14 protein-coding genes and 1 tRNA gene are annotated in these 13020 nt (G+C 36.0%); 12 read left to right on the forward strand and 3 right to left on the reverse strand.

The window, feature by feature from the left end; genetic code table 11:
• Positions 1-7: 7 nt before the first annotated feature.
• Entirely contained in the window at positions 8-862 is an 855-nt protein-coding gene (gene kdsA / locus O1Q80_RS06225) for a 3-deoxy-8-phosphooctulonate synthase (protein WP_386685898.1), read from the forward strand.
• Positions 863-1072: 210 nt separating this feature from the next.
• On the opposite strand, the gene sfsA is transcribed toward kdsA, so the two are convergent.
• Positions 1073-1789 carry a DNA/RNA nuclease SfsA gene (gene sfsA, locus O1Q80_RS06230; RefSeq protein ID WP_386693757.1) on the reverse strand — a complete coding sequence of 239 codons (717 nt, stop codon included), beginning with the start codon at positions 1787-1789 and terminating at the stop codon, positions 1073-1075.
• A gap of 86 nt (positions 1790-1875) precedes the next feature.
• Between sfsA and O1Q80_RS06235 the strand changes: the two genes are divergently transcribed.
• From O1Q80_RS06235 to grxD, 11 genes are all read left to right on the forward strand, one after another.
• Positions 1876-2145, forward strand: coding sequence for a YcgL domain-containing protein (locus O1Q80_RS06235; protein WP_386685902.1), 270 nt, complete (start codon positions 1876-1878; stop codon positions 2143-2145).
• A 68-nt stretch (positions 2146-2213) separates the two neighbouring features.
• Complete coding sequence (mepM, locus tag O1Q80_RS06240) at positions 2214-3665, forward strand: murein DD-endopeptidase MepM (protein WP_386693760.1); 1452 nt, start codon at positions 2214-2216, stop codon at positions 3663-3665.
• Between the two features lie 134 nt (positions 3666-3799).
• Complete coding sequence (locus O1Q80_RS06245) at positions 3800-4753, forward strand: ABC transporter permease (RefSeq protein WP_386685906.1); 954 nt, start codon at positions 3800-3802, stop codon at positions 4751-4753.
• A 10-nt stretch (positions 4754-4763) separates the two neighbouring features.
• Positions 4764-5720: an iron chelate uptake ABC transporter family permease subunit gene (locus O1Q80_RS06250; RefSeq protein WP_386693762.1), complete on the forward strand. Its 957-nt coding sequence runs from the start codon at positions 4764-4766 to the stop codon at positions 5718-5720.
• Positions 5721-5726: 6 nt separating this feature from the next.
• Entirely contained in the window at positions 5727-6488 is a 762-nt protein-coding gene (locus O1Q80_RS06255; RefSeq protein WP_386685910.1) for an ABC transporter ATP-binding protein, read from the forward strand.
• A 35-nt stretch (positions 6489-6523) separates the two neighbouring features.
• A complete protein-coding gene (locus O1Q80_RS06260) occupies positions 6524-7435 on the forward strand; it encodes a siderophore ABC transporter substrate-binding protein (RefSeq protein ID WP_386693764.1) in 912 nt (303 codons plus the stop codon).
• Positions 7436-7804: 369 nt separating this feature from the next.
• Entirely contained in the window at positions 7805-8863 is a 1059-nt protein-coding gene (ompA, locus tag O1Q80_RS06265; protein ID WP_386685914.1) for a porin OmpA, read from the forward strand.
• Positions 8864-8949: 86 nt separating this feature from the next.
• Complete coding sequence (locus O1Q80_RS06270) at positions 8950-9531, forward strand: LemA family protein (RefSeq protein ID WP_386685916.1); 582 nt, start codon at positions 8950-8952, stop codon at positions 9529-9531.
• 76 nt (positions 9532-9607) lie between these two features.
• Positions 9608-10048 (forward strand): TPM domain-containing protein, encoded by a 441-nt coding sequence (locus O1Q80_RS06275; protein WP_386685918.1) that lies wholly within the window; start codon positions 9608-9610, stop codon positions 10046-10048.
• Positions 10041-10820: a TPM domain-containing protein gene (locus tag O1Q80_RS06280; protein WP_386693767.1), complete on the forward strand. Its 780-nt coding sequence runs from the start codon at positions 10041-10043 to the stop codon at positions 10818-10820. The genes O1Q80_RS06275 and O1Q80_RS06280 overlap by 8 nt, the downstream gene beginning before the upstream one ends.
• Positions 10821-10949: 129 nt before the next feature.
• Positions 10950-11276, forward strand: a complete 327-nt coding sequence (gene grxD / locus O1Q80_RS06285) for a Grx4 family monothiol glutaredoxin (protein ID WP_386685922.1) — start codon at positions 10950-10952, stop codon at positions 11274-11276.
• A 54-nt stretch (positions 11277-11330) separates the two neighbouring features.
• Here grxD and O1Q80_RS06290 read toward each other — a convergent pair.
• Positions 11331-11407, reverse strand: a tRNA-Val gene (locus O1Q80_RS06290).
• Between the two features lie 117 nt (positions 11408-11524).
• Entirely contained in the window at positions 11525-12955 is a 1431-nt protein-coding gene (gene hldE, locus O1Q80_RS06295) for a bifunctional D-glycero-beta-D-manno-heptose-7-phosphate kinase/D-glycero-beta-D-manno-heptose 1-phosphate adenylyltransferase HldE (protein ID WP_386685924.1), read from the reverse strand.
• Positions 12956-13020 lie beyond the last annotated feature (65 nt).

Consider the following 13020-nt stretch of genomic DNA (forward strand, 5'->3'; position numbering starts at 1 on the left):
AAACATTATGACGGACAAAATTGTAAAAATTGGTGATATTGAAGTAGCCAACAATAAGCCATTTGTATTATTCGGCGGAATGAATGTGTTAGAAAGCCGTGATATGGCAATGCAAGTGTGTGAGAAATATGTAGAAGTAACACAAAAATTAGGCGTACCTTATGTATTTAAAGCCTCTTTTGATAAAGCTAATCGATCGTCCATTCATTCTTACCGTGGACCAGGAATGGACGAAGGGTTAAAAATATTCCAAGAATTAAAAGATCAATTTGGCGTAAAAATCATTACCGATGTGCATGAGATTTACCAATGTCAACCTGTTGCTGACGTGGTAGATGTGATTCAATTACCTGCATTTTTGGCTCGTCAAACTGATCTTGTGGCAGCTATGGCTCGTACGGGATCGGTGATTAATGTGAAAAAACCACAATTTTTAAGCCCAGGGCAAATGGGAAATATTGTAGAAAAAATCGAAGAATGTGGTAATGACAAAGTGATCTTATGTGATCGTGGGACTAACTTTGGTTACGATAATTTAGTTGTGGATATGCTAGGTTTTGGTGTGATGAAAAAAGCATCAAAGGGTAGTCCTGTAATTTTTGATGTGACCCATTCATTACAATGTCGTGATCCTTTCGGTGCCGCATCAGGTGGTCGCCGTGAACAAGTGACCGAACTTGCTCGTTCAGGTTTAGCCATTGGCATCGCTGGTTTATTCTTAGAAGCACACCCAAATCCAAATCAAGCCAAATGTGATGGTCCTTCAGCTTTACCATTATCTGTTTTAGAGGGCTTTGTTAGTCAAATGAAAGCGATTGATGATTTGGTGAAATCTTTTGCCGTGTTGGATACTTCAAATTAGGGCGAAAAAATTCCCCGTACTTGAGCTACGGGGTTTATTATGAGAACAACTCGCGAAAAGCAAAAAAAAACGCCACTCTTTGTGGGGGTGAGTGGCGTAAAATGATGGAGTGATTATCTATTATTGTTTGAATGGTGCTAATGATAGCTATTCTCAAATATATTGTCAAGTATTAAATAAGAATAATTATCAAAAAATCCAATTTTTTATTTATTTTACCCATGGAACGGCGTGAGTGAGTGAAAGTGCGGTGGGAATTTCTTGTGAAATTTCAAATTCTCCAGCGTAAGCGTAGGATTCAACCCCTTGTTTTTGCACTTCTTTTAACAAACGATCATATTCAGGATCAATATATTCAGCAATTTTAAAGCAATCAAAGCCATTATGTAACCCCGCAAATAACACTACGGCACGATGTCCTTGTTTTTTCATTGCGAGCAATTCTCGTAAATGTTTTTGTCCTCGTGTAGTGATCGCATCAGGGAACATACCAATATTATTTTTCACCAAAGTAATTGATTTCACTTCCACATAACAATCGGGCAGTCCGTTGCCTTTAAGTAGGAAATCAATACGGCTATTTTCTTCACCATATTTAACTTCAGGGAAAATCTGATCGTATTCAGCCAGTTCTTTGATTTGTTTATTTTGTAATGCTTCAAATACCAACTGATTAGAGCGGTGAGTATTAATGCACACTAATTGACCATTGGCTAACTGTGTAATTTCCCAAGAATGGGGATATTTACGCGTTGTGCTACCAGAATCGGAATACCAAATAATATCCCCTTGCGAGCCACAACCCGTCATTGCACCTGTATTCGCACAATGAATGGTAATAATTTTGCCATTTGGCAATTCAATATCGGTTAAAAAGCGTTTATAGCGTTTAATCAGTTTAGCTGATTGTAATAACGGGAATTGCATTATTTTTCCTTATAATTTTTCCTTTTCTGCTGTACATTCTAACGATTTCTGTTATTCTCACAAGCGTTAAATTTTAGGGGATAGTTATGCTGTGTGCCATTTATAAAAGCAAGCGAAAAGATGGAATGTATCTGTATGTGGAAAAGCGAGATCAATTTGATGCGGTGCCAGATACATTACGCCAAATTTTTGGTACGCCGATTTTTGTTATGTTGTTTAATTTAAAGGGAAATAAGTCTTTAGTACAGCTGGATAATCAAAAAGTCATGGAGCAAATTCAACAGCAAGGATTTTATTTACAAATGCCTCCCCAACAAAAAAGTTTGTTAGAACAATATAAAAATCATCATTTATAATGATATAATGAATTTTTCAAAATTTTCCTTGTCATAAGCACACAAGTTTTTATTAGGACAGTCATATAGTGGTTCAGCACATTAAGTTAGCTCGAGAAAGACGAAAAAGAAAGTCACGTATTAAAGCAGTGATTTTCTTTTTTGCTTTGTTTTGTCTGATAGTGGGCGGAATTTTAACTTTAAAAAATACGGCTGAAAATAAACCATTAGCAACAGTTGATACATCTGTTGATAATCAATATAAAGCATTAACACCAACCGAATCAGCAAGTACATCAAAAGATGGGCAAGCACTATCAACCGTCAACCACGATACAAACTCACAATTAGACGCAACTTCTTATGATGATGATTTATTAGCTGTAGATGATGAAGTAGATGAGGTGGATCTCAGTGACAAATTACCAGAAGATGCTCAAAGTGCCTTAGATGATTTGTTAGATGCGATGGATCAGGCAAAACGTATTACTGATCAGTTTTCTTATACGGTGGTGCGTGGTGATAAATTAAAAGACGTGTTAGAGATGTCAGGGTTAGAGGATGAAACCAGTAAAAAGTTGATTGCTAGTTATCCTGAATTAAAAAATCTAAAAGCGGGTCAACAATTCTATTGGATTTTAAATAATGAAAATGAACTGGAATATTTAAACTGGCTAGTTTCTGAAAAAGAAGAACGAATTTATGAATTGAAAGATGCTGGCAAATTCGCTCGTCAAATTATTGAGAAGAAAAGTATTTGGAAGAAAGATGTTCTGAAAGGTAAAATCGAAAGCTCATTACGTGCGAGTTTACGTAATTTAGGCTTGAATAATCGTCAAATTAATCAATTAAGTACCGCACTTCAATGGCAAGTAAATATAGCAAAATTATCTAAAGGGGATAATTTTGCCGTGTTGGTGACTCGTGAATATTTAGATAATAAACTAACGGGTCAAGGGAATGTGGATGCTATTCATATTACTCACAGTGGGGCAAGTTATTATGCCATTCAAGCAGATAACGGACGTTATTACAATCGTCAGGGAGAAACCATTGGCAAGGGTTTTGCACGTACACCATTACAGCGTCAGGCTCGTATTTCATCGCCGTTTAACCCAGCTCGCCGCCATCCAGTCACTGGACGAGTTCGCCCACATAAAGGGGTAGATTTTGCAGTACCTGTGGGAACACCAGTAATTTTGCCTGCTGATGGTATTGTAGAAAAAGTGGCTTATCAAGCGGGTGGGGCAGGGCGTTATATTGTGGTTCGCCATAGCCGTGAATATCAAACGATTTATATGCACTTAAGTAAACCATTGGTGAAAGCAGGACAATCGTTGAAACGTGGTGAGCGTATTGCTTTAACAGGTAATACGGGTATTTCTACAGGAGCGCATTTACATTATGAATTCCATATCAATGGTCGAGCAGTAAACCCGATGACGATAAAATTACCTGGTACTAACTCTGGAATGGCAGATAGAGAGCGTAAAAATTTCTTAGTAAAAGCTAAATCAGCAGAAAGATTTCTTAAATTTTAAGGTTCATGCAGAAGTGCGGTGCAAATCAATTTTAAAAGAATTTGCACCGCACTTTTATTTTGAAAAAACGCGTTTTCTATGCTACTCTTAAAAATAATAATTCTCATTTGTTTATGTTCTGGCTGGGATATAACTTGATTAAACGCCGTTACTTATTTTTACTGGTTATTTTGCTTTCTGTATTATCGCTTTTTATCGGCGTTAGTACGGTCAATCTTGCTGGTTTATTAGCCTTTGACGGTGAGCAATGGGAAATTTTTTTGATTAGTCGTGTACCACGTTTAGTCAGTATTTTAATTGCTGGAGCCGCTTTAAGTATTTGTGGCTTAGTCATGCAGCAATTAAGTCGTAACCGTTTTGTTTCACCCACTACTGCTGGCACAATGGACAGTGCAAGATTAGGTATTTTAATTGCTATTTTACTGTTTCCGTCTGCCTCAATGCTAGTTAAAACCAGTATTGCCATTGCCGTATCTTTCTTAGGGACGTTGTTATTTATGACGATTTTATCCCGTCTAAAATTTAAAGATAGCATTTTTGTTCCCTTAGTGGGGATTATGTTTGGTAATATTATCAGTTCAATTACCGCTTTTATTGCCTATAAAGAAGATCTTTTGCAAAACTTGGCAGGTTGGTTACAAGGGGACTTTTCTTTAGTGATGGCAGGGCGTTATGAAATCCTTTATTTTAGTTTACCTGCGTTAATTATAGCTTATTTGTTTGCTAACCGTTTTTCCATTGTAGGAATGGGGGAAGAATTTGCCACAAATCTCGGGTTAAATTATCAACAGGTTCTGTATTTAGGATTAGCCATTGTGGCGACCGTTTCTTCAATTATTATTGTATCGGTCGGCGTGATTCCCTTTTTAGGTTTAATCGTACCGAATTTAGTTACCCTTTATTTAGGTGATAATCTGAAAAAAATTCTGTCACATACCGCCTTGCTTGGTGCGGTATTTGTACTGTTCTGTGATATTTTAGGGCGTATTGTGATTTATCCTTATGAAATTTCGATTAATGCTGTAGTAGGTGTATTTGGCAGTGCGATGTTCTTAATTTTATTATTTAAACGTTATCAACAGGGTTAACTTATAAAAGATGAAAGTAATTTATCGTCAAAAATTAATCCTATTGTTAGTTTTAAGCATTTTAGCCGTATGTGCTTATCTTGGTTATAATTTGCCAAACCGTTGGGAATACGCCCTACATCATAGAGCTTTAAGCATATTAGCCATTACTTTAACGGGAACTGCGATTGCAGTAGCAACCATGATTTTTCAAGTAGTGGTAAATAATCGTATTCTAACGCCAAGTGTATTAGGATTAGATTCACTTTATTTATTAATTCAAACCCTAATTATTTTTTTATTTGGTTCAACCACCTTATTGTCAGTCGATCCTATTGTGTTATTTCTGGGTTCAACGGCAATTATGATTCTGTTCGCTTTATTGCTTTATCATTTTTTATTTAAGCAAGAGCAACAAAATCTGTTTTTTTTATTGTTGGTCGGTATTGTCTTCGGGACGTTTTTCCAAAGTTTAACCACCTTTATGGAAGTATTAATTGATCCAAATGAATTTCAAATTGCACAGGATATTGGTTTTGCCAGTTTTAATCGGATGAATTTGGATATTTTATGGTTGGCGATGGGAATTTTATTGCTGACGATTGCTATCAGTATCCGCTATTGGCGTTATTTTGATGTGTTGGCATTGGGGCGTGAGCAGGCAATTAATTTAGGTGTGCCGTATCAAAAGATCATTCGTCATTTGCTAATTATTGTGGCAGTTTTGACTTCGGTTTCTACCGCATTAGTTGGACCTTTGACCTTTTTGGGTTTGTTGGTAATGAATGTAACTTTTGAGTTTATGCCGACCTTTAAACATAAGATTTTGATTCCGACAGCCATTTTAATGGCAATAGTGACCCTAATTATAGGGCAATTATTAGTATCGCAAGTGTTTACCTTTAATACCACATTAAGCATTATTATTAATTTTATCGGTGGGGTATATTTTATTTATTTGCTGTTACGAACACAGAAAAAATGGTAGTAGTTTATGACAATTAAAATTCAAAATATCAGTAAAAGTTATGGTGATAAAAAAGTAGTGGACAACGTTTCAGTGAGTATTCCACAGGGTAAAATCACCTCTTTTATTGGACCGAATGGAGCAGGTAAAAGTACCGTATTAGCTATTATGAGCCGTCTATTGTCACCTGAGCAAGGCGAAGTGTGGTTAAATAATGTGCCACTGAGCCAACAAAAAAGTAATGAAATTGCTAAACAGCTTTCTATATTAAAGCAATCGAATCATATTAATTTGCGGTTAACAGTGGAGGAATTGGTGGCGTTTGGACGTTTTCCTTATAGCAAAGGAAACTTAACTAAAAATGACCGCACTTTTATTGATAATGCCATTGGTTATATGAATTTGGCTGATATTCGCCATCAATATATTGATGAACTCAGTGGAGGGCAACGGCAACGAGCTTATATTGCCATGATTTTAGCACAAGATACTGATTATATTTTGCTAGATGAACCACTGAATAATTTGGATATGAAGCATTCAGTACAAATTATGCAAGTGTTGAGAAAATTGGTGAATGATCTGCAAAAAACAGTCGTGATCGTGATCCATGATATTAATTTTGCGTCTTGTTATTCCGATTATATTATTGCGATGAAAAATGGGCAATTAGTGCGACAAGGTTCTGTAGATGAGATTATGCAAACAGAAGTGCTTGAGCAAATTTATGATATGTCGATTAATATAGAGCATATTCAACAGCAAAAAATTGCAGTTTATTTTAGGTAAGATTTATATATTAACAATTCAAAAAGGAAAACTTTATGAAACACACATTTAAGAAATTCGCTTTAGGCTTATTTGTTGCTATCAATCTAGTAGGGTTTGCTAACGCTAAAGACATTGAAGTGGAAAATGCCGCAGGTAAACAAATTGTGCCACAAAATCCACATAAAGTAGTGGTATTGGATTTTGCTGCTCTTGATATAATTCGTGAATTGGGCGAAAAATCGACTATTGTGGGTACGGTAAAAGGCAAAGTACCTGCTTATTTAGAAGAATTCAAAGATGATAAATATGCGGATATGGGAATATCCCCTGATCCTGCATTTGAAAAAATTAATGAGTTAAATCCAGATTTAATTATTGCGTCACCACGTCAGAAAAAACTCATAGAACGTTTAAAAGACATTGCTCCAGTATTTATGCTCGAAAATGATTTCGCTAATTTTTATCCAACATTCCAATCTAATATTTTAGCTATTGGTAAAATCTTTAATAAAGAACAACAAGCTAAACAAAAATTAGAGGCTTTAGATAAGCGTATGTCTGCATTGGCAGAAAAAACTAAGGGGAAAACTGCTTTATTGGCTTTAGTTAATGAAAGTCGCATCAGTGCTTTTGGTGAACAATCTCGTTATGCCATGGTTTATCAGAACTTTGGTTTTACCCCTATTGATAAATCACTTTCTGCCTCAATTCATGGTAATAGCATTGGTTTTGAATATGTGGCAGAAAAAAATCCAGAATATTTATTAATTATTGATCGTACTGCAGCTGTAACAGATAAAGTTAATAATGCTCAACAAGTATTGAATAATGCAATTATTAACAAAACCCAAGCGGCTCAAAATAACCATATTGTATATTTAAATGCAGCGAATTGGTATTTGGCATTTGGTGGTTTGGAATCTATGGATGCGATGGTGACTGAAATAGAAAATGCAGTTAATTGATTGAAATTTTAGGAAAGAATCTATATAATAGAATCTGTTTTAAGGTTGAACCAGCTATTTTTTGAATAAAAAATAATCAATTTTAGGCGAGATTGCTTAGTAAATAAGCAGTTCTACGAAAAAATATTTGATTTTTATATTTTCTCATTGGATAATACTAATACTTTTGAAGATTTGTCTTAATGAGAATTAAGGCAGATGAATTTGTCAAAAGGATAGTAGGGCAAATTCGTTAACCCTAAAATAGGTATATTCGAAACCATAATATTATGGTGGAGATAATAAACAGTACATCTTTTGTACTCGGAATTCAGCTGAATCCAGCTGATATTTTTGAAATTAGATGACTAAAACAAGAGGATCATCACAATGAAAAAAACAGCTATCGCATTAGCTATCGCTAGTTTAGCAGCAGCATCAGTTGCTCAAGCAGCTCCACAACAAAACACTTTCTATGTAGGTGCCAAAGCAGGTTGGGCGTCATTCCATGACGGTTATTCTGATTTAGGTGAGGGTGTAAGTGTTAAGAAAAATTCTGTGGCTTACGGTGTATTCGGTGGTTACCAAATTCTTAACCAAAATAACCTTGGTTTAGCCGTTGAGTTAGGTTATGATGACTTTGGTCGTGTAAAATTTAAAGAGAATGGTCAAACAACATTTAAACATACTAACCACGGTGCTCATTTAAGCTTAAAACCTAGCTATGATTTAGGTGGCTTAACACCAGCTTTATCTGGCTTAGATGTTTACGGTAAAGTCGGTGCAGCATTAATTCGTTCAGACTATAAAGAATATAATGTTAATGATGCTGTACGTGCTCACAGCTTAAAAACTTCTTTACTTTTAGGTGCTGGTGTTGAATATGCAATTCTCCCTGAATTGGCATTACGTGTTGAATATAACTGGATTAACAACGTAGGTAAATTAAAAGTTGATGGTGAACGTGTAGACTACACACCAGAAATTCACGGTGTAACAGCTGGTTTATCTTACCGTTTCGGTCAAGGTGCAGCTCCTATGGCAGCTCCTGAAGTTGTTAACAAAACTTTCACTTTAAACAGTGATGTAACTTTCGCATTCGGTAAATCTACATTAAAACCTGAAGCAGCTGCAACTTTAGACGGTATCTATGGCGAAATCGCTCAAGTAGCAAACCCAGCAGTACAAGTAAATGGTTATGCTGACCGTATTGGTAAAGATGCTTCAAACTTAAAACTTTCACAACGTCGTGCTGAAACAGTAGCTAACTACTTAGTTTCTAAAGGTGTTAATGCTGGTTCTGTAACTGCAACTGGTTACGGTGAAGCAAACCCTGTAACTGGCAACACTTGTGATGCAGTTAAAGGTCGTAAAGCATTAATCGCTTGTTTAGCACCTGACCGTCGTGTTGACGTTCAAGTTCAAGGTAACAAACAAGTTACTATGTAATTTAGATTTATCTAGTTACTAAATAGAAATAACGACTAAAAGACCTAAACTAAGTTTAGGTCTTTTTACATAAATAAGGAATGATTATGAAAAAATGGTTGCTAATTATCCTCGTAGCAGTAATCGCAGGGTTCACTCTAATGTCAAGTTACAATGGCTTAGTGAAAGCAGAAGAAGAAATTGATTCAGTGTGGGCAAATGTAGAATCACAATATCAACGCCGTGCAGATATGATCCCAAATTTGGTCAATACTGTAAAAGGTCAAGCAAATTTCGAAAAAGAAACGTTAACTGGCGTAATTGAAGCTCGAGCGAAAGCTACTCAAGTGAAAATTGATCCAAATAATATGAGCGAAGAAAACTTAGCTCAGTTCCAACAAAGCCAAGATTCGGTGACTTCTGCATTATCTCGTTTACTTGTTTCTGTGGAAAAATACCCAGAATTAAAAGCTCACGAAGGTTTTATGAATTTACAAGCTCAGTTAGAAGGTACTGAAAATCGAATTAACAAAGCTCGTAATGATTTTAATGCAGCAGCAAAAATTTATAATCAAAAAGTACGCCAATTCCCAACCAAATTAGCTGCCATGATTTTTGGTTTTAAAGATAAGCCGTATTTTAAATCTACCGCTGGTGCAGAAAATGCTCCAACAGTAAATTTTAATTAAGTAATGTTGGTGCGTGTAAACGCACCATTTTTTGATAATTTTATTGTGCGTCAACTCGTGCTAATGAATATAAAATATGTCTTTATTTTCTCGAATCCCCTTTGATAAAAAACAGATTGAAAGTGCTATTGCTGAATTAGAAAAAAATACCTCCGCAGAATTGCGAGTGTATATTGAACGTCATTTACCCAAAAATACAGTAAATTTAGATCAGGCTTTAGCCATCTTCAATCAACTAGAAATGCACAAAACCGCTGCTCGCAATGCAGTATTGATTTATATTGCATACAAAGATCAGCAATGTTCAATTATTGGTGATATAGGTATTCATCAATTTGTTGGTGATGAGTTTTGGCAAAAGCAATGTCTCTCTATGATTAACTATTTTGGACAAAAGCAATATACTCTCGGGCTTTTATCTGCGATTGAAAAAATAGGTAAAGAGCTGGCAATTCATTTTCCTTATCAGCCAGATGACATTAATGAATTACCAAATGAGGTGATAATTGATGACTAAATTATTAAAAACAATAGTTTTTTTAAGCCTTATTTTTGTCAGTTTACTGGCAAAATCTACCGAATTTCCATCAGTACCAAATCCATTTCGTTATGTAAATGATTACACTAATACTTTGTCAGAACAGGAAAAACAGTATTTTGAAAATAAACTTTATCAATATGGTAAAGAAACTAGCTCACAAATTGCGTTAGTTATTATTCCTACTACAGGTGAACAGGAAATTGCTCAATATACAGCAGAATTAGGTGATAAATGGGGGATTGGTCGTAAGCAGTTAAATAATGGTGTATTGTTTTTGGTAGCAAAAAATGATCGTAAAATATTTATTGCTACAGGGCAAGGTTTACAAGGGGTATTAACAGATGCCTTTTTATCTCAACTGATTCGACAAGGTATTTTGCCTTATTTTAAACAGGGTCAATATGCACAGGGTATCAATAACGGTTTAGAACATATTATTGCTGCGAGTAAAGGTGAGTATGCTGCTCAAGTAGAAGAAGAGGATCTAATGGATCAAATCGCACCTTTTATCATGGTAGTAATATTTATCCTATTTGTGTTATTTGGCGAAATAAGTTGGCGTAGAAAACCGTATATTAGCCCAACTGCTAATCATAATTTACAAAATGCAGCGATTATTGCAGCATCTGTTTTAAATAGTCGTCGCCGTGGTAGCGGAGGTGGTTTCGGCGGTGGCTTTGGCGGAGGTTCTGGTGGTGGCTTCGGTGGTGGCGGTTTTGACGGCGGTGGTGCTGGGGGCAGTTGGTAAACCACACAATATTTTATAATAATTGATAGATTTACTTGGTTATTACACAAGGTCGAAAACTTGTGATAGAATGACCGCACTTTTAGCTATCAAATTAAATAAGCAGTAAAACTATAATAAGGAAATCCTATGGAAACTTTAGATAAAATCAAGAAACAAATTGCTGAAAACCCAATTTTAATTTACATGAAAGGTTCACCAAAATTACCTTCTTGTGGATTTTCAGCCCGTGCAGTAGAAGCATTAATTAATTGTCAGGTACCTTTTGGCTATGTGGATATTTTACAACACGCAGATGTCCGTGCAGAATTGCCTAAATATGCTAATTGGCCAACATTCCCCCAACTATGGGTTGAAGGTGAGTTAATTGGTGGATGTGATATTGTGTTAGAAATGTACCAATCTGGTGAATTACAAACTTTATTAAAAGAAGTTTCAGTACGTCACCCTGATTAAGCATTAATAAAGTTGTAAAAAAACCTAGAACGAATGTCTAGGTTTTTTTGTTAGTGGTGCGACTAGCTGGACTCGAACCAGTGACCCCCACCATGTCAAGGTGGTGCTCTAACCAACTGAGCTATAGTCGCATTCGGAAATTGAGAGAGATAAGATTGTTCTCAAAAGTGCGGTTATAATATAAAAAGATTTTTACAAAAACAAGTTCTTTTTTCACCGCACTATTTGATTGCTTAATATCTCTGCGATTAATCCTTTAATTCACGGATCTTTTTGATAACATTACTGGTGGAGCAGCCGTTTTCGAAATTGAGAACTTGTACATCACCGCCGTTTGCCCATACTTCTTTTGATCCAGCGATGTCTTCAGGTTGATAATCACCGCCCTTGACCAGCAAATCAGGCAAGATTTCACTAATTAAACGTTGTGGGGTATCTTCGTCAAAAGCAACGAGCCAGTCAACTGAAGCTAATCCAGCTAACACCGCCATACGGCTAGCAAGATCGTTAATCGGTCGAGTGTCACCTTTTAAGCGTTTGACGGAATTATCCGTATTGACTGCCACAATCAAACGATCACCAAGTTTGCGAGCGTTTTCTAGGTAAGAAACGTGTCCAGGGTGTAAAATATCAAAGCAACCATTGGTCATCACGATTTTTTCGCCCCGATTTTTGGCTAATTGTACTGCGGTTTTTAATTCGCTTTCACTCATAATGCCAAAGCCTGTGGAAGTCCGTCCGTGAATAGCGTTTTCTAATTCTACGGTAGAAACGGTAGATGTACCTAATTTTCCAACCACTATACCTGCTGCCACGTTAGCTAAATAGCAAGATTCTTCAAATGAACGTCCATCAGCAAGGGCTGTGGCAAGAACACTGATCACCGTATCACCAGCACCAGTAACATCAAACACTTCTTTGGCAACCGTTGGCAAGTGATAGACTGGTTGATTTGGACGTAATAAAGTCATACCTTTTTCGGAACGGGTGACTAAAAGTGCGGTTAAATTAATATCAGAAATAAGTTTTAGCCCTTTTTCAATAATATCTTCTTCGTTCTCACATTTTCCGACCACAGCTTCAAACTCAGACATATTTGGCGTTAATAAAGTTGCACCACGATAGCGTTCAAAATCTGTTCCTTTTGGATCGATTAATACAGGAACATTAGCTTGACGTGCGATTTGAATCATTTTTTGCACTTGAGCTAATGTGCCTTTACCATAGTCCGAAAGAATTAAAGCTCCCACATTTTTCACCGCACTTTTCAGTTTATCAAGTAATTCATCTGTTGGTGCTTGATGAAAATCTTCTTCAAAATCAAGGCGTAATAATTGTTGATGGCGAGAAAGAATACGTAGTTTAGTAATAGTTGGGTGTGTATCTAGTTTAACAAAATTACAATAGATTTTTTGTTTTTCTAATAATTGAGTTAATGCTGAACCCGTTTCATCATTACCGATTAAACCGAGTAATTGAGTAGGTACATTCAGTGAAGCAATATTCATTGCCACATTGGCTGCACCACCAGCACGTTCTTCATTTTGTTGTACTCGCACCACAGGGACAGGTGCTTCAGGAGAAATACGATTGGTCGCACCAAACCAGTAACGGTCTAGCATCACATCACCAAGAACTAATACTTTAGCATTTGGAAATTGTGCAGAGAATTGATTCATAAAATATGTCCTAATCTTAGAAAATAAAAATATTTTGCTGATTTTACCACAGCAAAAAAGAGTTT

The organism is Lonepinella sp. MS14435 (assembly GCF_042485795.1).
Lineage (GTDB): Bacteria > Pseudomonadota > Gammaproteobacteria > Enterobacterales > Pasteurellaceae > Lonepinella.

Excerpts from the sequence above, each read along its gene's own strand:
- sfsA (WP_386693757.1), bottom strand. The coding sequence starts at position 1,789 with ATGCAATTCCCGTTATTACAATCAGCTAAACTGATTAAACGCTATAAA.
- grxD (WP_386685922.1), top strand. The coding sequence starts at position 10,950 with ATGGAAACTTTAGATAAAATCAAGAAACAAATTGCTGAAAACCCAATT.
- O1Q80_RS06275 (WP_386685918.1), top strand. The coding sequence starts at position 9,608 with ATGTCTTTATTTTCTCGAATCCCCTTTGATAAAAAACAGATTGAAAGT.
- ompA (WP_386685914.1), top strand. The coding sequence starts at position 7,805 with ATGAAAAAAACAGCTATCGCATTAGCTATCGCTAGTTTAGCAGCAGCA.
- O1Q80_RS06250 (WP_386693762.1), top strand. The coding sequence starts at position 4,764 with ATGAAAGTAATTTATCGTCAAAAATTAATCCTATTGTTAGTTTTAAGC.
- O1Q80_RS06255 (WP_386685910.1), top strand. The coding sequence starts at position 5,727 with ATGACAATTAAAATTCAAAATATCAGTAAAAGTTATGGTGATAAAAAA.
- hldE (WP_386685924.1), bottom strand. The coding sequence starts at position 12,955 with ATGAATCAATTCTCTGCACAATTTCCAAATGCTAAAGTATTAGTTCTT.
- O1Q80_RS06235 (WP_386685902.1), top strand. The coding sequence starts at position 1,876 with ATGCTGTGTGCCATTTATAAAAGCAAGCGAAAAGATGGAATGTATCTG.
- O1Q80_RS06270 (WP_386685916.1), top strand. The coding sequence starts at position 8,950 with ATGAAAAAATGGTTGCTAATTATCCTCGTAGCAGTAATCGCAGGGTTC.
- O1Q80_RS06260 (WP_386693764.1), top strand. The coding sequence starts at position 6,524 with ATGAAACACACATTTAAGAAATTCGCTTTAGGCTTATTTGTTGCTATC.
- kdsA (WP_386685898.1), top strand. The coding sequence starts at position 8 with ATGACGGACAAAATTGTAAAAATTGGTGATATTGAAGTAGCCAACAAT.
- O1Q80_RS06280 (WP_386693767.1), top strand. The coding sequence starts at position 10,041 with ATGACTAAATTATTAAAAACAATAGTTTTTTTAAGCCTTATTTTTGTC.